This is a genomic window from Streptomyces canus (assembly GCF_030816965.1).
Classification (GTDB): Bacteria; Actinomycetota; Actinomycetes; order Streptomycetales; family Streptomycetaceae; genus Streptomyces; species Streptomyces canus_E.
In genome coordinates this window covers 5,461,280-5,482,347 of record NZ_JAUSYQ010000002.1, presented here as the reverse complement: position 1 = coordinate 5,482,347, position 21,068 = coordinate 5,461,280, and the positions used below count along the sequence as shown (strand labels likewise).

The window sequence follows — 21,068 nt, the reverse complement described above, 5'->3', positions numbered from 1 at the left end:
CATACCAAGTCCGGCTTGCGAATGTCGCTCCGCTTCATTCCATCGGCGTACGGATTCAGACGGGGACTCATCGATCTTCGCTTCGGGTCTACCCTTGAGTCATATGCCAGCTGGCGATTTCTCGGGTGACGCGACAGGCACGGCTTCAAGGATCATGGAGTTTTCAACACCCCCGTGATCCACGTGGAAGACCGTGCCTGCCGACGCAACATCGCTGGCCCCGACTGCCTCTGATTGACCCCGCGAGCGTCGCGAGGCCGTGCCCGAGCATGAGGGGTGACGTTGCGCAGCGCGGAGTTCTCCTAGGCCTCTCCTGGCCCGCTCCTACGCCAGGTGCACCTCCAGTGCCGCCCGTACGCCGGACTCGACGGCACCCTCGATCCACGACGGCTTGACCGAGGTGTGGTCCCCGGCGAAGTGCAGCGGGCCCTCGGGGGCGCGGATGTGGCCGAGGAGTTCGGTGTGCTGGCCGGGGAGCAGAACGGACGCCTCACCGTACGCGTACGGATCGCGCAGCCAGCTCTGGGTGCGGCCCGCGCCAGCCGGCCGGACCGGCGCCCACGACCAGGACCTTCTTGGCGGCCCCGGTCCGGGCGCGGGGCAGCCCGGAACCGAGGATCTTCTCGTACGTCGGGACGAGGGGCCTGTCGTGGGTGTCGACGACCAGCAGCGCGCGGGCGACGGCGAGACAGGTGTCCCAGTCGGCGGTGGAGCGGGACGGGCCGGGGGCCCGCTCCGGAACGGCGGGAGCGGCAGGTGCGGCCGGTGCCGCGGTGGCTGGGCCGGCGGTGCCCAGTCCGAGGACGGTGACGCCGGCTGCCGTGCCGGTGGCGGTGGTGAAACGCCGTCGTGACAACTGCGGTTGGCTGCCTGTGGTGCGGAGTTCATCCATACGTCCTGGATACGGCCCGCCAGAGAGCCGTGGACGAGAGCTGATCAACGCTCACCCGAACGTGCGAGCGCGGGGACTCGACTCCCCCGCCCGCAGCGCACCCGCGGGGAACAGACACTTCCACGCGCCCCCGTACACGTGCCGCAGCGGCTGGGGTCGGCGGCCATGAGACAGCCACCGTTGGGTTACCGCTGGCGGTGTTCCAGCGATCGGTGAGCTGAGCCGTGCAGCTCGTCTCACCGGCCCGGTTGAGCCGGTGTCCTGGTCGAAATCATGCTCGATGGTCTGCCGCATAAGGCAGAAGCTCCTCAACAGGCGTCCGGGTCCGCAGATGATCGGCCGGCCCGACAGGCCCCACCCGCCCGCGGCGGCCCCGCTCGACTGCGGACCGGAGGCTCCGTCCCCGACGAACATCCGGTCATGCGGTACTCAACCCGCTGCCATCAGACTGACCGCGCCTCGACGCACGGGCGAAGGCGGTCATCCGTCGGGCGTAACCGTCCGGGTCGCCGAAGTGCACCGCGAGGTGTTCGGCCCCGGCGGCTCGGAAGGCTTCGGCGGTGCGGACGGCCTCGCCGACGGTGCTGTCCGGACCATGCCAATCGATGCGGGTGCCGGGGGAGACAGTACGGCCGTCCGTTCGCGCCCGCAGGTACGCCAGCCGTTCGGCGAACGCTGTCGGGTCCAGGCCCACGCCCTGCCAGACGTCGGCGTACCGGGCCGCCCGGCGCAGGGCGGCGTCGGTGACACCGCCGGTCATCACCGGCACCGGACCGTCGGGCCGTGGCTCGAAGACGCCCGTCTCGAAGCCGTACCAGCGCCCCTCGAAGGGCCCCCGGCCGGACCGGAACAGGTGCCGAAGCAGTGCAATGGCTTCGTCCGTGCGGGCCGCCCGGCTCCTGAAGTCGGCGCCGACGGCGGTGAACTCGCGTTCGTCCCAGCCGATCCCCACCCCCAGGGTGATCCGTCCGCCGGACAGCCCGTGGAGGGTCGCGACCTGTTTGGCCACCACGAAAGGACTGCGCATGGGCAGGACCAGCACCGAGGTGCCGAACCGGATCCGGGTGGTCGCGGCTGCCAGCCAGCCCATGGTCACCAGCGGTTCGAGGACCCCTCCGTACACCGGGCCGTACTCGCCGGGCGGCAGGATGTGGTCCGGGAGCCATGCCGTGTCGTAGCCGAGGGCCTCGGCCTGCCCTGCCAGCTCGGCGAGTCGGCGCGGGTCGGCCCCCGCGGCCTCGTTGGGGAGGATGATCTGCAGCTTCACCTGCTCTCACCGTCCTTGCCTTCCGGAAGCGAAAGGAGCCCGCCTTCCGGAAGCGAAAGCAACGTGCCTTCCGGAAGCGAAAGGCGGTCGAGAAAGTCGAGGACGGGCTCCAGCCACTGCTCCGGCCGCTCGACCATGACCACATGGTCGCTGTCGATCTCCGTGTACCGCGCGCCCCGGATCCCGGCCGCCAGGGCGCGGGAGCCGGCAGGCAGGACCATGCTGTCGGCGGTCGTCGCGACAACCAGCGTCGGCGCGGCGACTTCGGCCAGGTCACCGGTGATGTCGAGGGAGGGGATCAGGTCGATGTGCGGGTGGAGAGCGGGCGGCTTCTGGGCCCGCCAGTCGGGGAGCAGGCCGAGCAGGTGGTCGTCGGGCCGCGTGAACCCGGCGGTCAGTACGAGCGCGGTCACCCGCTCGGGATGGCGTACGGCGGCGCGCACCGCCACCAGCGTGCCGAGCGAGAAGCCGAGCACCGCGAACCGCCCGACGCCGCGCCGTACAGCGGAGTCGACGACCGCGTCCGTGAGCTCGTCGAGGTCCAGTGGGGCGGCGGCGACGGGGGTGCCACCCGAGCCGGGGTAGTTGGGGGCGACGACGGTGTGGGCGGCGGCGAGGGCGGGCAGAACCGGGGCGAAGTTGCCTTCGATGCTGCCGGTGGCGCCGTGGGCGAGCAGCAGTCCCGGGCCGGTTCCGGTGACGGTGGTTTCGAGGGCGGGGAATGAATCGCGCATGCCTCGTACGTTGACCCTTCACACCGGTGTGAAGGTCAAGTCCCAGGCGTGGTGAGGAGAATCTGTGCTGATAGGCGAGCTGTCACGGCGGACTGGAGTCGCGGCCCGGCTGCTGCGGTACTACGAGGAGCAGGGCTTGCTGTGCCCCGACCGCGACACCAGCGGATACCGCGTGTACGCGCCCGACGCCCCGTACGTCGTCGCCCGCATCCGGGGCATGCTGGCGGCCGGGCTGACCACCGACGCCATCCGCGAGATGCTGCCGTGCGCCACCGACGCCGGGCCGGGGATCGAGCCCTGCCCGGACGTACTGCGGACCATGACCGCACACCTGGAGCGAATGGACGCGGACATCGCGGATCTGCACCGCCGCCGGGCCGCGCTGGCCGCGTTCCGTGACGCGACCGAGGGGCGGAAGCAGGGGGCGCGGGCTCGCTGAAGGGCAGCCGGGGCACGGCCGCGAGAGCCAAAGGCGCCTCGACGTCCCCAAGACCATGAGTGCGTTCGAGCGTCAGGGGGTCATACGGGCGCCTCCAGGCCCAGCAGCCGGAGGCGCCCATCCCGCACGTCACACGGCCTCAAGCCTTGGGAGCCCGCCCGTCAGGGCCAGGTGGGCTCGATGCGGTCGTGCCGCACGGCGTACCGCCGGACCGCCCTTCTCGACAGCCCGGTGGATCGCGTCACGGCGTGCGACGAGACGCTCCACCATCTCGGCGCTGCGAAGCTGTTGGTTGTCCAGGTAGAACAGCACCGCCTCGCGCTCGAGGACAGGCCGGATCTCCGGGTCCCGGGTCTTGATCCGTCCGTCCTTCGACAGCGGGACCCAGGACCGGTCGAGACCGTGAGTGATCCACTCCTCGTCGGGAACATCCTGCCCGTCGTCCGGGAAGACGTCTCCGATGCGGTGAACCGTCCACCCGCAGGCTCTCAGCCCTTCCGCGACACGGCGACCGAGGTTGCGGTCGAGGAAGAACTCAGGCGACAAGGTGCACCACTGCCTGGCAGAGCGCGTCCACCTGCTCAGGCGTCATGTCGTAGTCGTACGCGATGTCCTCGACGCTCTCGCCGGCCTCCCACAGGTCTGTGATGGCCTGGACCGTGACGCGGTTGGCCGCTACCACGGGGAGACCGTGGCCGAGCCTCGGATCGATCACGACGGGTACGGAGTCCGGGTACTGCCTCAGGCGCAGGCTGGAGGGAAAGTCGTCGCCCGGCTCCCAGGTGAGGTAGCGGAGATGGTCGGAAACCACTTCCTGGATGGGGACCTGACCGTCGCGGGCTCTGCGGAGGTCTTCCCAACCGTGCTCGATGAAGATGTCCACGCCGTCCGTGGCGATCCTCTTGGACACGAGGCCATAGGGGGTGTCGAAGGCGTCCCGTACGGCCGCAGCCGCCTCCCTGATCTCACTCATGCGGAGCCCCAGGGAACGCAGAGAACGAAGCACATGCGCCTCGGCCACCGCGATGAACGGCACCGAAGGCTGCCCCTTCCCCACCGGCTCGACCTGGTGGACCAGCGGCGCTCCGGCGGCCTTGCCCTTCAGCCACGAGGTGAGAGTCGACTGCGGAATCTCCAGGTAGGAGGCCGTCTCTGCGGGCGTCAGAAGTCCGTCCCCGAACCTGTCGACCATGCCCCACCTCCTCTCGGCTCAGCCGGCCGCACGGAGTTGGTCCCCGGCCCGGCAGTCCCGGCAACGGCCGGGTTCCGCCGAGCGGAATCCCCGGTCGCAGCCGTCGCAGTTCCGCATGGGCACGACCATCGGACGTACGGGGGGTTCCGCGCTTCTGGCTGGTACTGGCAGGGGAGTCTCCTTGAGCCGGTAGGCGAGGATGCCGACCGGGCGGGTGAGGAAGTAGTCCGGCAACCGTGCGGTGAGGTGGTCCGTGATCTGCGTGGGCAGAAGGCCCGCCGCGAGCCACCGGGCGACGGCCGGGGCGAGGCGGGCGGTTTCCTGCGCGGACAGGATGAGGCGGGGGTCGATCCGGCGCAGGGTTGTGAGTACGGCGACGGCTCGGGGGTCGGCGTCGGCGAGCGGGATCGGTGTCTCCGCCTCGGCCGGTACGGGCGCGGCCACCGTTTTCTCAGCGGGTGCGGATGCGGGTGTGACCGCAGCGGAGGTGCCCTGCCTTCGGGGGCGACGCGGCTTCGGGGGTTCGGGAGGGCCGTCCGGATCCGGGTCCAGGTTCGGATCACCGCCGGGGACGTCGTAGAAGTACGTGCGGGTACGGACGTGCCCGGTGGGCGTTCGCTCGCGGCGGCGCTCCAGGTAACCGGCCGCTTCCAACTCCCTGAGCGCCCGCGAGATCAGGATCTCGCCCTCGCTGAAGTGCCTGCACAGGGCGGGGATGGTCACGGACGAGCCGTCGGGCAGTGAGGAGATGTACGCCGCGACGCCGACCGTGACCGCGCTGCCGCGTCGCTGGGCGAGGGCGTTGGAGATCACGGTGAAGTCGGCCGTGAGGCGGGTGCGTACGTGGATCACGCCGGAAGTCGGAGCTCCGGCGTCGGCGCGCGAGGGCGCGTTAGACTGCGGGTCAGCCATGGGGAAGGTCGGTAGCTTCCTGCTTGGTTAGGCCCTCGATCGGGATTGCCGTCCCGGCCGGGGGCCGTATCTGTTTGCGGTTGTCGCGGCGAACGTAACCGCCCGAATCCCGCGCCTGCAAGCCGGTCACTCGGACGGGTGACGCGAGCCGTGCGGCCGGGGAGGGTGGGTGGGTGGGTAGTTCTTTCCCCCGGTTCTTTCAGGAGGTCAGTGGCCCGCCGGGCCCTCGCGGACAGGGGCCCGGTGAGCCCGGAACGTGGACGGCGGCCGGGGCCCGGCCGCCTCAGGGACGGAGGTCCTGCCCGGCCTTCAACTCGCCTATGAAGACGGCCCAGGAGGCGGCTGCGAAGCACAGTGCCGGGCCGTGCGGGGCCTTGCTGTCACGGACGGGCACGACGGCCTCCTGGAATCCGTCGGCCACCTCCACGCAGTCGCCGCCCTCCTGATTGCTGTAGCTGCTCCTGCGCCAGGCGGCGCCGTTCAGTTCGGGACGGGAGATTCGAGCCATGGCGGTTGTCCTCCAGCACGGATCGGATCATGTCGAATGACATGAGCGGGGGCAGGGCTTCCGCCCGCAGTCGATCGTAGGCCAGCGAGTAACGCTTGACCTCGTCCGGATCCTCGATGAGTTGGCCGTAGTGTGCACCCTCGGTGTAGGCGATCTCCGTGCCGTCCGGCATGGTGAGAACGGTGAGCGAACCGCCCATCACGTCGTGCTCGCCCTGGTCGAACGGCAGTACCTGCACCGTGATGTGACGCCCCCTTAGGGGTTCCAGCAGTCGTTCCAACTGCTCGCGCATCACCGCCTGACCGCCGACCGGACGCCGAAGCACCGCCTCGTCGAGGACCACCCACAACTCGGGCCGGTCAGGCGTGCGGAGGCGTTTCTGTCGCCCCATGCGAACAGCGACCCGCTCCTCCAACTGCTCCTCGCTGCCGAGCGTCAGACCGACGCTCAGAACAGCCCGCGCGTACTCCTCCGTCTGCAATAGACCCGGCACCACATGCGCCGCGTACTGCCGGATGACCACCGCCCGCTCCGAGTACTCCATGAACTTCCGCGACCAGTCCGGAAACGCCTCCCGGTACACGTACGGCCACAGCTCCACCAGCAGATCGTCCGCACCGAGCGTCACATCCAGCGCACGCGCCAGTTCCAGCGTCGGCTTCGCCCCGGACGCCCGCTCGATCTGCGTGATCCGCGTACCCACCACGTGGACCTTGTCGCCCAGTTCGGTCTGGGTCAGTCCGGCCGCGAGACGAAGTCTGCGGACCCGCGCACCGAACAGCGCGGCCATCGACGAGCTGGGGTCAATTCCGTTGGCCAAAGCGTCACTTCCGTTCCTTACGGGTCGAAAAGTAAGGCCGCGTCACCTGTTGAGCGTAGGGCGACCGGACGACTCTTGAGTGCGGAACGTGACAGCTCGCGCACATCGCGCGACATCCCCTGCTCGACAGCCAAGGACGGAACACGCGGTGCTGACAGAAACGACGGACGTACAGAGCGAACTGCCGCCTCTTGTCGCACAGTTCGCCTCCTCGCCTCAGGGAGCGCGACTGGCCCGGCAACTCGCCGTACGGCACCTGGAGGAGTGGGGGTATCCGCCGGCGTCGGACGCGTCGTGCGCGGTCGCCCTCGTGGTCGCCGAACTCGCCGCGAACGCCGTGCTCCACGGCCGGGTACCGGGACACGACTTCGGCCTCCGGGTCGCTCTCGACACGGCGGCGGGCCTGGTCCGCGTCGAGGTCGCGGATGCGGCCTCCGTGAAACGGCCCCCCGCGATCGCGCCGTCGTCGGTCCCCGAGGGCGAGTCGGGCCGAGGGCTGCTCCTGGTGGACACCCTGGCCGTGCGCTGGGGTTCGGTGCCGCGTCACCCGCTGGGCAAGACGGTGTGGGCGGACATTCCTGTCGGCATGTGATCCATGCCGGCACCGCACCCTCGCGCGCCCGCCGTCACACAAGCCTGCACCGAAGAGCGCGCCGCCTTCCGGCACCGCCTGGCGGCGGCCCTCGGCCTCTTCGCCGCCGCCCGGCTCACCCGGCTCACCCGGCTCGCTGTGCTCGTGACGACCGCCCGGGCCACCGGTCACGGGCCGCTCACGCTGCTCGGACGTGCCGTGGCCGCCGTCCTGGTCCTTCTCCGGGGCCTGCTGCCGCATTCGGTCGTGCCGTCGCCGGCATACACCGAACCGGTACTGACGGCGTTCGCCGCGTGGTCCGGCGTACGAGAGGGTGCGGTGTCTTCGAGGAAGCCGAAAAGTTACCCACAGGCTGTGGACGGGCGCGGCACTCCCCCGCTCGGCGGGCTCGCCCACGTGCTGCGGGTCGGCCACCGCGAGGGTGTCGGCCACCGCGAGGGTGATCTGCTCGGCGGCTGCTTCGAGGTGCGGCGTGTCGTCTTCCCGATGGCGATCCTGCTCGTCGCCGCCGCCGTACTCGTACGCCCTGCTGCTGGTCGCGCTCGGCGGTCCGGGGTCCTCGCCCCGAAGCCGCGCCTCCTGCTGGCCTGCCTCCCCGCTGCTGCCGCCGCTCGCGCGGGCGCTGGTCCGGACGGCGAGAGCCCGGCCCCGGCACACGGCCGTGGTGGCCGGTGCCCTGGCCGGGCCGTCGTTCGCCTACGGCGCGTAACCGGTCGTGATCGCCGATACGCCCCTGTAGCGGGAGGACGCCTACTCGTCGTCCTCGGGCTTCTCGGCGTCGTTGACGTCCTCCTCGAGGCCGAGCTGTTCGACGAGCCACTTGTCGAACTCGATGGCGGCGCGCACCCAGCTGACGGTCGAGGAGACGAAGTGCTCCAGGCTGACGCCGGTGCCGATGAGCATCTGCGCCTCGCCGATCAGACGGACGGTGCCGTCGTCATGGGTGTGGCTGTAGACCTTGGGCCACAGGGTGCGCCGGTTCCAGTCGTCGATGGACTCCAGCAGCGTGGGCTTCTCGTCGATCTGGTGGGGCCGGTCGTAGAACGTCCGCACCGAGAAGACCTGCTGGTCACCCTCGCCGCGGAACATGAAATACGTACGGAACTGCTCCCACGGCGCCGCGAGGTCACCCTCGTCGTCGACGACATACTTCAGCTCCATCTGGTCGAGGAGCTGCTTCACAAGATCCTGATCCGGGACGACGGGGCCCGCCGGTCCTTGCTGCGGCTCGGGCTGGCCCCCGAAGTTCGGAATCGAGGACGGGTCGATGGTCACCGTGAATTTCCCTTCGTACGGATCCTGCCATCCTCCCCCATGCGGGGAGGGGGGTGGCAAGCCCAGACGGACCCTGTCCTCCCAGGGCTGACATGATCCGGTCAGCCACGGAAAACGAAGGCTGAGGAAACGGGGAAGACATGACCGGGACGCAGGCCGAGACGCCGGTGGAAGAGAGCGTGCCCGGCAGGACCAGATGGGGCGTGTTCATCGCCATCCTGGCCGTGCCGACGCTGGTGGTGGCGGCCCTGATCGCGCTGCTGGTCGCCTGGCTGTTCACGGACGACTCCGTCGACCCGGGCGTCCGCAAGGTCTCGTGCGCCGAGGCGCTGGACTTCGGCGGGGCGAGGCTGCCGGCCGGGGCACGCGATCCCGGGTGTCATGTGGAGGCCGGGCCGGAGCCACGGTTCGAGGCGAGCTTCCGGATGCGGACCGACGAGGTGGGCGCCTGGCTGGCGGCCACCTACCCGGACGAACCGGCGCTGCGGACGAAGCAGTGCGGGAGCCGGTGGATCGACGCGTGCCTGAACGTGGGTCCGGTCGCCGGGCAGCACGCCGCCGTGCAGGTGGAGGTCGTCCACGACGGTCCCCACTGGTCCGACGTGCGGTTCGTGGCGTTCACGTTGTGAGAGGCGGGGGCGGGGCCGTGCCCGCCCCCACCCCCGCCGGGTCGCTCAGAGCGTCTTGCCGGTCGCCGGTCCCACGATCAGGCCGTCGCCGAAGGCGTCCACCCGGACCGTGTCGCCGTCCTTGACCTCGCCGGACAGGATCTCCTTGGCGAGGCGGTCGCCGATGGCGGTCTGGACGAGGCGGCGCAGCGGGCGGGCGCCGTAGGCCGGGTCCAGGCCCTCGACGGCGAGCCAGTCCAGGGCCGCGTCGGTGACCTCCAGGGTGAGCCGGCGCTCCGCGAGACGCTTGGCGAGCCGGTCGATCTGGAGCCGCGCGATCCGGCCGAGCTCGTCCTTGGTGAGGGCCGAGAAGACGACCAGGTCGTCGAGCCGGTTGAGGAACTCCGGCTTGAAGGAGGCCCGGACCACCTCCAGGACCTGTTCCTTCTTCTCCGCCTCGCTGCTGATCGGGTCGACCAGGAACTGGCTGCCCAGGTTGGACGTCAGCACCAGGATCGCGTTGCGGAAGTCGACCGTACGGCCCTGACCGTCCGTCAGACGCCCATCGTCCAGCACCTGGAGCAGGATGTCGAAGACCTCCGGGTGCGCCTTCTCCACCTCGTCGAGGAGCACGACGCTGTACGGCCGCCTGCGCACCGCCTCGGTCAGCTGGCCGCCCTCCTCGTAGCCGACGTAGCCGGGGGGCGCGCCGACCAGTCGGGAGACGGTGTGCTTCTCGCCGTACTCGCTCATGTCGATGCGGACCATCGCCCGCTCGTCGTCGAAGAGGAAGTCGGCGAGGGCCTTGGCGAGTTCGGTCTTGCCGACGCCGGTGGGGCCGAGGAAGAGGAAGGAACCGGTGGGCCGGTCGGGGTCGGAGATCCCGGCCCGGGTGCGCCGTACGGCGTCGGACACGGCCCGGACGGCCTCGCTCTGGCCGATCAGCCGCTTGCCCAACTCCTCCTCCATGCGCAGCAGCTTCTGCGTCTCGCCCTCCAGCAGGCGGCCCGCCGGGATGCCGGTCCAGGCGGCGACGGTGTCGGCGATGTCGTCGGCGCCGACCTCCTCCTTGACCATGGTGTCCTTGGAGACCTCCTCCTCGGCCTCGGAGGCGGCCTCCAAGTCCCGTTCCAGGGTGGGGATCTCGCCGTAGAGCAGCTTGCTGGCGGTGTCGAAGTCGCCGTCGCGCTGGGCGCGTTCGGCCTGGCCGCGCAACTCGTCCAGCTTTTCCTTCAGTTCACCGACCCGGTTGAGGGACTGCTTCTCCTTCTCCCAGCGGGCGGTCAGGCCCCGCAGCTCCTCCTCCTTGTCGGCGAGGTCGCGGCGCAGCCGCTCCAGGCGCTCGCGGGAGGCCGGGTCGGTCTCCTTGACCAGCGCGAGCTCCTCCATCTTCAACCGGTCGACACCGCGCTGGAGTTCGTCGATCTCCAGGGGCGAGGAGTCGATCTCCATGCGCAGCCGGGAGGCCGCCTCGTCGACGAGGTCGATGGCCTTGTCGGGCAGGAAGCGGGAGGTGATGTACCGGTCGGAGAGGGCCGCCGCGGCCACCAGCGCGCTGTCGGCGATCTGGACCTTGTGGTGGGCCTCGTAACGCCCCTTGAGCCCGCGCAGGATGGCGATGGTGTCCTCGACCGTCGGCTCGGCCACCAGCACCTGCTGGAAGCGCCGCTCCAGGGCGGGGTCCTTCTCGATCCGCTCGCGGTACTCGTCGAGGGTCGTCGCACCCACCATCCGCAGCTCACCGCGGGCCAGCATGGGCTTGAGCATGTTGCCGGCGTCCATGGAGGAGTCCCCGCCGGCGCCCGCACCCACCACCGTGTGCAGCTCGTCGATGAAGGTGATGATCTGCCCGTCGGAGTCCTTGATCTCGGCGAGGACGGTCTTCAGCCGCTCCTCGAACTCACCGCGGTACTTGGCGCCGGCCACCATGGCGCTCAGGTCGAGCGACACGAGCCGCTTGTCCTTGAGCGACTCGGGCACGTCCCCCTTGACGATCCGCTGGGCGAGCCCCTCGACGACGGCGGTCTTGCCGACGCCGGGCTCACCGATGAGGACGGGATTGTTCTTCGTACGGCGGCTGAGCACCTGCACGACCCGCCGGATCTCCTGGTCGCGGCCGATGACGGGGTCGAGCTTGCCCTCCCGTGCGGCGGCGGTGAAGTCGGTCCCGAACTTCTCCAGGGCCTTGTACTGGCCCTCTGGGTCGGCGGTGGTCACCCTGCGCCCTCCTCTGGCCTTCTGGAAGGCGTCGATCAGCTTCTTCGGGGTGGCCCCCTGCTGGGTGAGCACGTCGGCGGCCGGTCCGCCCTTGGCGGCGATGCCGACGAGCAGGTGTTCGGTGGAGAGGTACTCGTCACCGAGGTCGTTGGCGCGGGCCTGCGCGTCGGCGATGACGGAGAGCAGGTCGCGGTTGGGCTGCGGCGGCGCGACGGTGGACCCGGCCACGCTGGGCAGCGAGCCGAGCACCTTCTCGGCCCCGGTCCGTACGGCGGCCTGGTCGGCGTCGACGGCGGCGAGCAGATCGACGATGTTCTCGTTGTCCTGCCCCTGGAGCAGAGCGAGGAGCAGGTGGGCGGGGGTGAGGTCCGGGTGTCCCTCGGTCACGGCCCGGTTGCTGGCCGCGTTGATCGCGTCCCGGCTCCGGTTGGTCAGCTCGGCATCCACTTGTCCGTACTCCTCCTCGGTGTCAGCTCCTGTACCGACTCCTGTTACTGACTCAGTCAGCGTACATAAAGTTGAGTCTATTCCACTCAAGGCAGTCCGCGGGAGGATTGGGGGACTAGCTTCCCGGCATGACCTCCTACACCCAGGATCCGAGTGCCCCGGACCCGTCGTTCCTCAGCTTCTGGCGGGAACGGCATCTGTGCACACTGACGACACCGCGCCCGGACGGGAGCCCGCACGTGGTGCCCGTCGGGGTGACATACGACCCCGACGCCCGTCTGGCTCGGGTGATCGCGAGCCGGACGAGCGCGAAGGTACGGCACGTGCAGGCGGCCGGCGAGGGCGGGGCGGCGGTGGCGGTGTGCCAGGTGGCGGGGCGGCGGTGGGCGACACTGGAGGGGCGAGCGCACGTCCGCACGGAGCCGGAACGGGTCGCGGAGGCGGTGCGGCGATACGCCGAGCGCTATGAACGGACCCCGGCACCGAACCCGCTGCGGGTGGTCATCGAGATCTCGCTGACGGGCGCGATGGGACGTTTTTGAGCCACGGGCCGATCATCCGATACCTGGAAATGTCCCCCAAAACTGCAGCGGCGTCACCGTGTTCAGGTCACGGTGACGCCGCTGCGGGGGGAAGCACCTGCGCGATCTGTTACGACGGGGGAATCGCGTCAGGCACTGCGGGGGGTGGCTGAGATGGTCCGCGGGGTGGGGGTTTCCGCTTCCACCAGCCGATGGTCTCGTTGGTCCAGGTTCACAAAGATCATTCCGTACCGAATGGCACACCGAACGGGCTGCGGCGCCCCCCGAGGCCGCCGCAGACACCGGTACGCCCGCAGGTCCTCGTCGTCGTCCCGCGTGACGACCACCGGTTCGCCGAAGACGGTCACCATCAACGAGTCACCGGGATGGGGGATCGCGGTGACGAGGTCGATGAAGTGCCAGCCGGAGCGGTAGGCGGTGGCCATTTCTCTGCGGAAGGAGCGGTCGTCGGGAGGGGTGGTCATCGGCCTCAGTCCCACTTACTGTCGGCCGGGCCCACGACCACTTCATCGTCCGCGACAACGACAGACTGCACACCACCCGTCTCGTGCGCATCGCTCTTCGCACCGGAGAGGCCACTCAGAGCTCCGAAGGCCACAACGGCGGAGAAGGCGGCGACAAGCACCGAGCGAAGCATTCTCTTACGCATAGTCGGCTTCGTCCTCACTTGAAGGTCCCCTCTTCCCCCGTCGAGTAAGACGATGGCTCATTCAGGCACGTCATGGCCACACGATCGGTGCATCATGTTCCTGCATGTTCAGGACCCTGGGGGGTGGAGATTTGGCAACAAATGGGATTAAGGCGACACATCCCCATGCGATGACCGAGTTGTGCGAAGAGGGAAGCCGCCTCTACGCAAACGCTCTGCGCACGGGACGAATCCTTCGAGCGGACATCAAACCCGCCCCCTGCCTGATGGAATTCGCCCTTCTGCACCCCGATCCCGACGACGCGAACTGGCTGCGACCCGTCTCACCGGCCGTTGCCCTGGCCCAGCGCCTCCACCCCATAGAGCACGAGATCAGCGAGAACCGTCGGCTGTCGATCGCGCTCACCGAGGCCTTCGAGCCGTTCATGGCCCTCAGTGCGCAGGAGACCACCTCGACCCACTCCATCACCGTGCTGGAGGGCCTCGACCGCATCAACGCCGCGCTCGACCTGGCCACCGCCCAGTGCCAGACCGAGATGCTCACGGTCCAGCCGAGCGGTCGCCGCAGCTCCGAGAACAGGCTCATGGAGGCACTGGAACGCGACAAACCGCTCATTGAGCGCGGTGTGCGGATCCGGACTCTCTACCAGCACACCGCCAGGTACAGCCCGGAGAGGCTCGCCTGGGTGGACCACTTCGCCGACGGGAAGGCGGAGTACCGCACCATCGACGAACTGGTCGAGCGCCTCATCATCCTTGATGAGACCGTCGCGTTCATCCCCACGCGTGACGACCGGCAGGTCGCCCTGGAGCTCCGTCATCCCGGCCTGGTCCGATACCTGATCAAGGTCTTCGAGTTCATGTGGACCCGTGCCGTCCCCCTGAACGCCGGCGCCCCCTACGAAACGGCCCCCGACGGCATCACGGACATCCAGCACTCCATAGCCAAACTGCTCGTGGAGGGTCACGTCGACGAGGCGATCGCCCGCCGCCTGGGCATGAACGTCCGCACCTGCCGAGCCCACATCGCCAAGCTCGCGACCGCCCTCGGCAGCGGCAGCCGCGCCCAGCTCGGCTTCCTCATCGCGCAGTCGGGGCTCCTCGACCAGGGCCACTCGGCGTCGGAGGGGGATGGCCGTCCGTGAGGGAGGCTCGCGCACGGAGCCGGGGAACTGTGCGAGGCGGGCCTGAACCTGTGCACCCGCGCGCCGCGCGAGGGACGGGTGGACGCCGGGGACGCCGGGGACGCGGACGGGGTGGCTTCGCCGCCCGCGTCGGCAGACAGGGCCGGGCCCCACTCGGCCACCTCATCGCGGAACCAGGAATCCTCGAGCGGGAGGGAGTGACCGAGTGATCCCGGTGCCACATCCGGAGCACGGCGTGGAGAACCTGTGCGCGGCAGGGACCGAGTTGTACGCACGCGCCCTGCGTGAGGGGTACGTGCTCGGCGTCGACGCCGAGGAAGCGCCCTGTCTGCTCGACTTCGGTCTCCTGCATCCCGCCGTCACGGACCTGGACAGGCTGGAGCCGGTCGCCCCGGCCGTCGCCCTGCACCGCATGCTGCGGATCGCGGAGGAACGCATCGCGGACGAACGACTGCGTGAGGCACGGCTGACCGAGACGTTCGAGCCCCTGATGCGGATCGACGGCCGCCGTACGGGAACCGAGGACTCCTCGATGATCAGCGTCCTCAGCGGGCTCGACCTGATCAGCCGGGTCATCGGTCAGGCCGTGGCCGCCGGCTCCGAACTGCTGGCCGTCCAGCCGAACACCAGCGACAGACACGCCCAGCCGCCCCCGCCCGTGCATGTCGAGGCCTTCGACCGCGACCAGGCCCTGCTCGACCGCGGCGGCCGTATCCGCACGCTCTACCAGCACACCCTGCGCCACGCGCCCAGCGTCGTGGCCCGCTACGAGCGTCTGCACGGTGACGTGGAGGCCCGCAGCCTGGACGAGGTGACGGAGCGTCTGATCATCGTCGACCGGACCGTGGCCTTCATCCCCGCCAACAAGGACCGCACCCTCGCCCTGGAGATCCGTCACCCCGCCCTGATCTCCTTCTTCGTCACCGCCTTCGACCGGCTGTGGCGGCTGGCCACCCCGATGTACCCCGAAGCGGTGCAGCAGCCCACGCGCAACGGCATCACCCCCCGCCAACGAGCCATCGCCGCCCTCCTCGTCGAAGGCCACACCGACGCCGTCATCGCCGACCGCCTCGGCATGAACATCCGCACCGCCCGCGTCCACATCGCCAAACTCGCCGCCACCCTCGGCAGCGACAGCCGCGCCCAACTCGGCTATCTCATCGGGCAGTCCGGGATTCTCGGCCAGGAGGACACGGGCGAGTGAGCACGGCGGCAGCCCATCCGGAGCACGGCCCGGAAGACCCGTGCCCGGAAGGCATCGAGGTCTACGCACGCGCCCTGCGCGAGGGCGGGATCGGCCGACAGGACGCCTCGCACGTCCCCTGCCTCCTCGACACCGGGCTGCTGCGGCCCGACGCCCGGGACCCGGCCCGGCTGGAAGCCGTACCGCCCGCCCTCGCCCTGCACCGCATGCTCCGCGCCACCACGGACCGCGTGGCGCGCGAGCGGCGGCGTGAGCAACGGCTCGCCGAGGCGTTCGCGCCGCTCCTGCGGATCGACGGGCGCGGTGCGGCGGCCGCGGAGAACCCGGCGATCAGAGTCATCAGCGGTACCGGCCCCATCAACGAGGCCATCACGGAGGCCATGGCCGGCGCCGTACACGAACTCCTGTGTGTGCAGCCCAACGTCCACTACAGCGACAGCCGGGGCGCCGCCGCCCAGGTCGTGGCGATGGACCGGGACCAGGCGCTGCTCGACCGCGGCGCCCGTATCCGCACCCTGTACCAGCACACCCAGCGCCACATGCCGCTGGTCCTCGCCCGCTACGAGCAACTCCGCGGCGACGCCGAGGCCCGCTCCCTGGACGAGGTCACCGACCGGCTCATCGTCGCCGACCGGACCGTCGCGTTCATCCCCGCAGGCAGGGACGGCACGGTCGCGCTGGAGGTCCGGCACCCGGCCCTGGTGGAGTTCCTGGCCGCCACCTTCGACCGGCTGTGGTGGCAGGCCACGCCCATGTATCCGCAGACCGTCCACCGGCCGAGCCTCAACGGCATCACACCCCGTCAACGGGCCATCGCCGGACTGCTCGTCGAGGGCCACACCGACGCCGTCATCGCCGACCGCCTCGGCATGAACATCCGCACCGCCCGCGTCCACATCGCCAAACTCGCCGCCACCCTCGGCAGCGACAGCCGCGCCCAGCTCGGCTACCTCATCGGACGGTCCGGGATTCTTGACCGGGGAGCGTGATCGAGCCCACGGCCGTCGGGCCGTCCAGGCCCACCTGCGCTATCCGGACACCCAGTTGCGTACGGCTGGCCGCCCCGAGCGTCTCCGACAGTCGCGCGATATGGGCCCGGCAGGTGCGCACGCTGATCCCCAGCCGTTCCGCGATCACCGCGTCCTGGTGGCCTTCCGCCAGCAGTGCGGCGATGGACTGCTCGCGATGGGAGATGCCCTCGATGCCGGTGTCGGGCAGGGGGGCGGTGAGGGGGATCGCCAGCCGCCACAGCCGCTCGAAGACCGTGACCAGGTACTCCACCAGCGCCGGGTGCCGCAGCTCCAGTGCGAGGGTGCGGTCGGCGTTCGCGGGGATGAAGGCCACCGTGCGGTCGAAGAGGATGAGCCGGTCGATGACCTCGTCCAGCGTCCGCGCCTGAACCGTGCCGCCCATCAACTCCAGGTAGTTCAGGAGCCCTTGGCCGTGCCGGGCCACATGGGTGTACAGGTCCCGCATCCGCACGCCCCGGCCGCGCAGCGCCAGCGCCCGGTGCAGGCCCTCCGTCAACTCGTGCTCGGGACGGATGCCGCCGGGCTGGACGGTGAGGACCTCCGTCGTGCACGCCTCGGTGGCCTCGTCCATCGCGGCCTGGATCCGCGAGAGGCCGTCGAGGACCCGGATCGCGGTCCCCTCACCGGCGCCCGGCACGACGCTGGGCCCCAGACCGGCGTACCGCTCCACCGCCGCGACGGCCGCCCCCACCCGCTGCTGGCTCGTGCTGACCTCGTCGTAGACGCCGCGCAGCAGCCGGGTCATGACCTCCTGCGGTGCCGTCGGCACCAGCCAGTCCATGTCGTCGGGGTCCGGGTGCAGCAGGGCCAGTTCCAGCAGACAGGGCACCGGCTCGGCGTCGGCTCGCGGCACGCGGCCGCGCCGTACGGCCCGGGAGTACACCCGGTCCCCGGCCTCGCACAGCCGGTCGGCACCGTGTGGATGGTCGTCCGCCCTGAGCCCGGCCATTGCCCATCCCACCCCCGGTTCCTGCGTCTACCGCCCTCTTGTGCTGTTTCCCCATCGGGGCACGGAAGCCCCCAGGCTCCGCAACTATGCGCGGCCCCGACCCGCTCCGCAACACGGCTCCTCGGGCCGACGCCGGGAAAAACGGCCGGTATACCCCGTTACCTCCGGGCCTCCGTCCGTCCGTCTGCAACAAGCTGCTCCCCCGCCCGTCCAGGACCGTCCCCGTGCGGAACAACCCGCTCCGCGCGTCAACTCCCGGAAATCACGCAGTGATCATCCCGTTACGTGCCGCACTTAACGTCAGGCCATGGCGGACATATTTGACGCATACGCGTTGGCCGACGCATGGGACGAGATGTTCGAGCGGCCGGGTGAGGTCAGGACCGCCTACGAGCCGGTGCTGGCCGCACTCCAGCCGATCGAACCGAGTGAACTCAGGTTCCGGGCCGATCAGATGGCCCGGGCGTTCACCGACCGGGGCGTGACCTACGCCTTCGCGGGCGAGGAGCGGCCCTGGCCGCTGGACCTCGTGCCCAGGATCCTCGACGCCCTCGAATGGGATCTCGTACAACGCGGGGTGAGCCAGAGAGTCAGAGCCCTGGAGGCCTACCTCGCCGACGCCTACGGACCCGCCCGTGCCTTCGAGGACGGGGTCGTGCCCTGGCGGCTGCTGCTGAACTCCCCGCACTTCCACCGCGCCGCGCACGGGCTGGAGCCCACGGGCGGCGTCCGCATCCATGTCGCCGGTATCGACCTGGTCCGGGACGAACAGGGGGACTTCCGGGTCCTGGAGGACAACGTCCGGGTTCCCAGCGGCGTGTCGTACGTCATCGAGAACCGGCGCGCCATGACCCGCGTCTTCCCGTCGCTCTTCGCCGAGCAGCATGTGCTTCCCGTCGACGGCTACGCGCAGAAGCTGCTCGCCGCCCTGCGCGCCGCCGCGCCCGACGGCGTCCAGGACCCCCGGGTCGTGGTCCTGACCCCTGGGCCCAGCAACGCCGCCTACTTCGAACACGCCCTGCTCGCCCGGCTGATGGGCGTGCAGCTGGTCGAGGGGCACGACCTGGTGTGCCGGAGCAACCGGGTGTGGATGCGCACGACACGCGGAGAAGTGCCCGTCCACGTCGTATACCGGCGCCTGGACGACGACTTCCTCGATCCGCTCCACTTCCGCCCCGACTCGGTGATCGGCTGCCCGGGCATCCTCGGCGCGGCCACGGCGGGCCATGTCACGCTCGCCAACGCGGTCGGCAACGGCATCGCGGACGACAAGCTGCTCTACACCTACGTCCCGGACCTGATCCGTTACTACCTCTCAGAGGAACCGATTCTTCCCAATGTGGAGTCCTTCCGGCCCGACGAACCCGGCCAGCTCGAGGCCGTCCTCGACCAGATCGACCGGCTCGTCGTGAAGCCCGTCGACGGGGCCGGCGGCCAGGGCATCGTCATCGGGCCGAAGGCCGACCGCGAAACCCTGGAGAGGACCCGTGAGGCCGTCCGCAAGGATCCCCGCGGTTTCATCGCCCAGCGCCCCGTCGCCTTGTCCACCTCTCCCACCCTCGCGGGCGAACGCATGGCGCCCCGCCACATCGACCTGCGGCCCTTCGCCGTCAACGACGGCAACGACATCTGGGTCCTGCCCGGCGGCCTGACCCGGGTCGCCCTCCAGGAGGGCAACCTGATCGTCAACTCCAGCCAGGGCGGCGGCTCCAAGGACACCTGGGTGCTCGCCGAGGGCCCCGCGGAGCCGCCCACGCCTGCCAACGGGACTGCCCTCCTGGACATCGCCCCGCGTCAGCACGGTCCCGACGGTAACCCCACCGTCGTACAGGAAGGGGCCCAGCAGTGAACGACGTGATCCTCTCGCGGATAGCCGAGGCACTGACCTGGACCGGCCGTTACGTCGAGCGGGCGGACAACACCGGCCGCATTCTCGACGCCTACCTCCACCGGCTGCTGGACGACCCGTGGCGCGACGAGGACGTGGCCTGCCGGTCGCTGTACGCGATCCTCGGCGTCGACGCGGGCGGCACCCGTGTCGACATGCAGCAGGTCCTCGACCAGCTCGCCTTCGACGCCCGCTCGACCTGCTCCATCGAGGGTGCCCTCGGCGCGGCCCGGCTGAACGCCCGCAGCGCCCGTGAGGCCGTCTCCTCGGAGATGTGGGAGTGCCTGAACTCCACCTGGCACGCGCTGGCCGACCAGCGGCTCGCGGCCCGCCGTACGGGCCCCTACGCCTATCTGGAACTCGTACGGCGGCGCGCGGCGCTCTTCTTCGGGCTCGCCGACTCCACCATGAGCCGCGACGACAGCTGGCGTTTCGTGGTGCTGGGCCGCAGCCTGGAGCGGGTGGACATGACCGTACGGCTGCTGTCGGTCCGGGTCCTGGACGCGGCCCACGCGCCCGACTGGCCGACCCTGCTGAGCGCCTCGGGCGCCGACGAGGCGTACGCGCGCGTGTACGGCGGTTTCGGCGACACCCCGCGCGTCGCCGAGTTCCTGCTCCTGGACCGCGACTTCCCGCGCTCCGCGCTGCACGCGCTGACGACGGCGGAGGAGTGCCTGACCGCGCTCGGCCGGCCCCGCCAGGACCCCGCGCGCCGCCCGATCGGCCGGATGCGCACCCGTCTCGAATACCTCGACCTGCACGCCCTGGAGGAGCAACTCCCTTTGCTGCTCGGGGACCTGCAAACCGCCTGCATGGCCTCCGCGGAGGCGGTGGCGGAGCGGTTCTTCCCGTACCAGGGGCCCGTCGAGTGGGCCCAGGAAGGAGCGTGAGCATGACCGCCACCCCCGCGTCCCGCCGCCTCCGGATCAAGCACACCACGAAGGTCTCGTACGCCCAGCCCGTGGCCTCGTCCCACAACGAGGTCCGCATGACCCCGCTGACCCTGCCCGCCCAGACCACCCTGGACGCCCGGGTCACCGTCAACCCGACCACGCCCACCTGGTCCTACTGGGACTACTGGGGCACCCAGGTCACCGGCTTCGATCTGATGGACCCGCACGGCCATCTCACCATCACGGCCTCCAGCCTGGTCGAGACGTCCCGGCCGGAGCCGCTGCCGGCCGCGCCCACGTGGGACGAGGTGGCCGAACGCATCGCGGGGTCCCGCCTGTTGGAGTTCGCGAGCCCCACGGGCCGTACCACGGTCCCGCCGAAGCTGATCAAGAAGGCCCGGAAGGCGGCGGCCGGCCTCGACCCGCACGAGACGGCGGTCGCGGTGTCGGCGCTGGTCGCCGACCGGGTGTCGTACCTCCCCGGCGCGACCAGCGTGAACACCTCCCCCGCGGAGGCCTGGGAGCAGGGCGCCGGCGTCTGCCAGGACATCACCCATCTCACCGTCGCCCTGCTGCGGGGTGCCGGCCTCCCGGCCCGCTATGTCTCCGGCTACCTCCACCCGGAACGCGACGCCGAACTCCACCGGCCCGTCGCCGGGGAGAGCCACGCCTGGATCGAGTACTGGGCGGGCGACTGGTGCGGCTACGACCCCACCAACCGCGTCCGCGCCGACGAGTCCCACGTGGTGGTGGCCCGGGGGCGCGACTACGACGACGTGACGCCCCACAAGGGCATCTACCGGGGCGTGCCCGGCGGATCGCCGGAGGTCACGGTGGAGTTCACGCGGGTGGCGTGAACGAGCG

General features: G+C 70.3%; 23 protein-coding genes and 1 pseudogene. 11 read left to right on the top strand and 13 right to left on the bottom strand.

Annotation, left to right across the window (positions count from 1 at the left end):
* Positions 1-324 precede the first annotated feature (324 nt).
* The 4 genes and pseudogenes from QF027_RS26235 to QF027_RS26220 all read right to left on the bottom strand — a co-directional run.
* Positions 325-540: pseudogene (locus QF027_RS26235) on the bottom strand (FAD-dependent oxidoreductase); the annotation flags it as partial.
* On the bottom strand, positions 491-892 hold the full coding sequence (locus QF027_RS26230; protein ID WP_307082785.1) for a hypothetical protein: 402 nt from the start codon (positions 890-892) through the stop codon (positions 491-493). The gene QF027_RS26230 and the pseudogene QF027_RS26235, both read right to left, overlap by 50 nt.
* 418 nt (positions 893-1,310) lie before the next feature.
* Positions 1,311-2,159 (bottom strand): TIGR03619 family F420-dependent LLM class oxidoreductase, encoded by an 849-nt coding sequence (locus QF027_RS26225; RefSeq protein WP_307077453.1) that lies wholly within the window; start codon positions 2,157-2,159, stop codon positions 1,311-1,313.
* Complete coding sequence (locus tag QF027_RS26220; protein WP_307077450.1) at positions 2,156-2,893, bottom strand: alpha/beta fold hydrolase; 738 nt, start codon at positions 2,891-2,893, stop codon at positions 2,156-2,158. Before QF027_RS26220 ends, QF027_RS26225 begins: the two co-directional genes overlap by 4 nt.
* A gap of 64 nt (positions 2,894-2,957) precedes the next feature.
* On the opposite strand from QF027_RS26220, the gene QF027_RS26215 reads away from it, so the two are divergent.
* On the top strand, positions 2,958-3,332 hold the full coding sequence (locus QF027_RS26215) for a MerR family transcriptional regulator (protein ID WP_307077448.1): 375 nt from the start codon (positions 2,958-2,960) through the stop codon (positions 3,330-3,332).
* A 129-nt stretch (positions 3,333-3,461) separates the two neighbouring features.
* On the opposite strand, the gene QF027_RS26210 is transcribed toward QF027_RS26215, so the two are convergent.
* The 5 genes from QF027_RS26210 to QF027_RS26190 all read right to left on the bottom strand — a co-directional run bounded on the left by QF027_RS26210 (position 3,462) and on the right by QF027_RS26190 (position 6,734).
* Positions 3,462-3,878 (bottom strand): PIN-like domain-containing protein, encoded by a 417-nt coding sequence (locus tag QF027_RS26210; protein WP_307077447.1) that lies wholly within the window; start codon positions 3,876-3,878, stop codon positions 3,462-3,464.
* Complete coding sequence (locus QF027_RS26205; RefSeq protein ID WP_307077444.1) at positions 3,868-4,524, bottom strand: DUF433 domain-containing protein; 657 nt, start codon at positions 4,522-4,524, stop codon at positions 3,868-3,870. The genes QF027_RS26210 and QF027_RS26205 overlap by 11 nt, the downstream gene beginning before the upstream one ends.
* Before the next feature lie 18 nt (positions 4,525-4,542).
* Positions 4,543-5,436 (bottom strand): hypothetical protein, encoded by an 894-nt coding sequence (locus tag QF027_RS26200; protein WP_307077442.1) that lies wholly within the window; start codon positions 5,434-5,436, stop codon positions 4,543-4,545.
* A gap of 283 nt (positions 5,437-5,719) precedes the next feature.
* A complete protein-coding gene (locus tag QF027_RS26195; RefSeq protein WP_307082488.1) occupies positions 5,720-5,857 on the bottom strand; it encodes a DUF397 domain-containing protein in 138 nt (45 codons plus the stop codon).
* Positions 5,817-6,734: a helix-turn-helix domain-containing protein gene (locus tag QF027_RS26190; protein WP_307082486.1), complete on the bottom strand. Its 918-nt coding sequence runs from the start codon at positions 6,732-6,734 to the stop codon at positions 5,817-5,819. Before QF027_RS26190 ends, QF027_RS26195 begins: the two co-directional genes overlap by 41 nt.
* 178 nt (positions 6,735-6,912) lie before the next feature.
* On the opposite strand from QF027_RS26190, the gene QF027_RS26185 reads away from it, so the two are divergent.
* A complete protein-coding gene (locus QF027_RS26185) occupies positions 6,913-7,356 on the top strand; it encodes an ATP-binding protein (protein WP_307077441.1) in 444 nt (147 codons plus the stop codon).
* A gap of 472 nt (positions 7,357-7,828) precedes the next feature.
* Entirely contained in the window at positions 7,829-8,065 is a 237-nt protein-coding gene (locus QF027_RS26180) for a hypothetical protein (protein WP_307077439.1), read from the top strand.
* Positions 8,066-8,106: 41 nt separating this feature from the next.
* Here QF027_RS26180 and QF027_RS26175 read toward each other — a convergent pair whose 3' ends face one another.
* Positions 8,107-8,631: a YbjN domain-containing protein gene (locus QF027_RS26175; RefSeq protein WP_057614696.1), complete on the bottom strand. Its 525-nt coding sequence runs from the start codon at positions 8,629-8,631 to the stop codon at positions 8,107-8,109.
* A gap of 140 nt (positions 8,632-8,771) precedes the next feature.
* On the opposite strand from QF027_RS26175, the gene QF027_RS26170 reads away from it, so the two are divergent.
* Entirely contained in the window at positions 8,772-9,260 is a 489-nt protein-coding gene (locus QF027_RS26170) for a hypothetical protein (protein WP_306978568.1), read from the top strand.
* A 45-nt stretch (positions 9,261-9,305) separates the two neighbouring features.
* Here the strand turns inward: QF027_RS26170 and clpB are convergent, their stop codons facing one another.
* The gene (clpB, locus tag QF027_RS26165) at positions 9,306-11,903 is read right to left on the bottom strand and encodes an ATP-dependent chaperone ClpB (protein ID WP_307077437.1); all 2,598 of its coding nucleotides are present in this window, start codon (positions 11,901-11,903) and stop codon (positions 9,306-9,308) included.
* Positions 11,904-12,031: 128 nt separating this feature from the next.
* Between clpB and QF027_RS26160 the strand changes: the two genes are divergently transcribed.
* Entirely contained in the window at positions 12,032-12,445 is a 414-nt protein-coding gene (locus QF027_RS26160) for a pyridoxamine 5'-phosphate oxidase family protein (protein ID WP_306978570.1), read from the top strand.
* A 128-nt stretch (positions 12,446-12,573) separates the two neighbouring features.
* Here QF027_RS26160 and QF027_RS26155 read toward each other — a convergent pair whose 3' ends face one another.
* Positions 12,574-12,909, bottom strand: a complete 336-nt coding sequence (locus tag QF027_RS26155) for a hypothetical protein (protein WP_306978571.1) — start codon at positions 12,907-12,909, stop codon at positions 12,574-12,576.
* 289 nt (positions 12,910-13,198) lie between these two features.
* Here QF027_RS26155 and QF027_RS26150 point away from each other — a divergent pair, with 289 nt between their 5' ends.
* The 3 genes from QF027_RS26150 to QF027_RS26140 all read left to right on the top strand — a co-directional run bounded on the left by QF027_RS26150 (position 13,199) and on the right by QF027_RS26140 (position 16,432).
* Positions 13,199-14,239 carry a helix-turn-helix transcriptional regulator gene (locus QF027_RS26150; RefSeq protein WP_306978572.1) on the top strand — a complete coding sequence of 347 codons (1,041 nt, stop codon included), beginning with the start codon at positions 13,199-13,201 and terminating at the stop codon, positions 14,237-14,239.
* A 205-nt stretch (positions 14,240-14,444) separates the two neighbouring features.
* Entirely contained in the window at positions 14,445-15,443 is a 999-nt protein-coding gene (locus tag QF027_RS26145; protein ID WP_306978573.1) for a helix-turn-helix domain-containing protein, read from the top strand.
* Positions 15,440-16,432: a helix-turn-helix domain-containing protein gene (locus QF027_RS26140; protein WP_307077435.1), complete on the top strand. Its 993-nt coding sequence runs from the start codon at positions 15,440-15,442 to the stop codon at positions 16,430-16,432. The genes QF027_RS26145 and QF027_RS26140 overlap by 4 nt, the downstream gene beginning before the upstream one ends.
* On the opposite strand, the gene QF027_RS26135 is transcribed toward QF027_RS26140, so the two are convergent.
* The gene (locus QF027_RS26135; RefSeq protein ID WP_306978574.1) at positions 16,395-17,423 is read right to left on the bottom strand and encodes a helix-turn-helix transcriptional regulator; all 1,029 of its coding nucleotides are present in this window, start codon (positions 17,421-17,423) and stop codon (positions 16,395-16,397) included. The two genes, QF027_RS26140 and QF027_RS26135, sit on opposite strands and share 38 nt — an antisense overlap.
* A 307-nt stretch (positions 17,424-17,730) precedes the next feature.
* Here QF027_RS26135 and QF027_RS26130 point away from each other — a divergent pair, with 307 nt between their 5' ends.
* From QF027_RS26130 to QF027_RS26120, 3 genes are read left to right on the top strand one after another with little or no spacing between them, the layout of a single operon-like run.
* On the top strand, positions 17,731-19,272 hold the full coding sequence (locus QF027_RS26130) for a circularly permuted type 2 ATP-grasp protein (protein ID WP_306978575.1): 1,542 nt from the start codon (positions 17,731-17,733) through the stop codon (positions 19,270-19,272).
* Positions 19,269-20,201, top strand: a complete 933-nt coding sequence (locus QF027_RS26125; RefSeq protein ID WP_306978576.1) for an alpha-E domain-containing protein — start codon at positions 19,269-19,271, stop codon at positions 20,199-20,201. Before QF027_RS26130 ends, QF027_RS26125 begins: the two co-directional genes overlap by 4 nt.
* A gap of 2 nt (positions 20,202-20,203) precedes the next feature.
* Positions 20,204-21,061: a transglutaminase family protein gene (locus tag QF027_RS26120; protein ID WP_306978577.1), complete on the top strand. Its 858-nt coding sequence runs from the start codon at positions 20,204-20,206 to the stop codon at positions 21,059-21,061.
* The last annotated feature ends 7 nt before the right edge of the window (positions 21,062-21,068 follow it).

Excerpts from the sequence above, each read along its gene's own strand:
- QF027_RS26230 (WP_307082785.1), bottom strand. The coding sequence starts at position 892 with ATGGATGAACTCCGCACCACAGGCAGCCAACCGCAGTTGTCACGACGG.
- QF027_RS26220 (WP_307077450.1), bottom strand. The coding sequence starts at position 2,893 with ATGCGCGATTCATTCCCCGCCCTCGAAACCACCGTCACCGGAACCGGC.
- QF027_RS26205 (WP_307077444.1), bottom strand. The coding sequence starts at position 4,524 with ATGGTCGACAGGTTCGGGGACGGACTTCTGACGCCCGCAGAGACGGCC.
- QF027_RS26200 (WP_307077442.1), bottom strand. The coding sequence starts at position 5,436 with ATGGCTGACCCGCAGTCTAACGCGCCCTCGCGCGCCGACGCCGGAGCT.
- QF027_RS26190 (WP_307082486.1), bottom strand. The coding sequence starts at position 6,734 with ATGGCCGCGCTGTTCGGTGCGCGGGTCCGCAGACTTCGTCTCGCGGCC.
- QF027_RS26170 (WP_306978568.1), top strand. The coding sequence starts at position 8,772 with ATGACCGGGACGCAGGCCGAGACGCCGGTGGAAGAGAGCGTGCCCGGC.
- QF027_RS26160 (WP_306978570.1), top strand. The coding sequence starts at position 12,032 with ATGACCTCCTACACCCAGGATCCGAGTGCCCCGGACCCGTCGTTCCTC.
- QF027_RS26155 (WP_306978571.1), bottom strand. The coding sequence starts at position 12,909 with ATGACCACCCCTCCCGACGACCGCTCCTTCCGCAGAGAAATGGCCACC.
- QF027_RS26150 (WP_306978572.1), top strand. The coding sequence starts at position 13,199 with ATGTTCAGGACCCTGGGGGGTGGAGATTTGGCAACAAATGGGATTAAG.
- QF027_RS26135 (WP_306978574.1), bottom strand. The coding sequence starts at position 17,423 with ATGGCCGGGCTCAGGGCGGACGACCATCCACACGGTGCCGACCGGCTG.
- QF027_RS26130 (WP_306978575.1), top strand. The coding sequence starts at position 17,731 with ATGGCGGACATATTTGACGCATACGCGTTGGCCGACGCATGGGACGAG.
- QF027_RS26120 (WP_306978577.1), top strand. The coding sequence starts at position 20,204 with ATGACCGCCACCCCCGCGTCCCGCCGCCTCCGGATCAAGCACACCACG.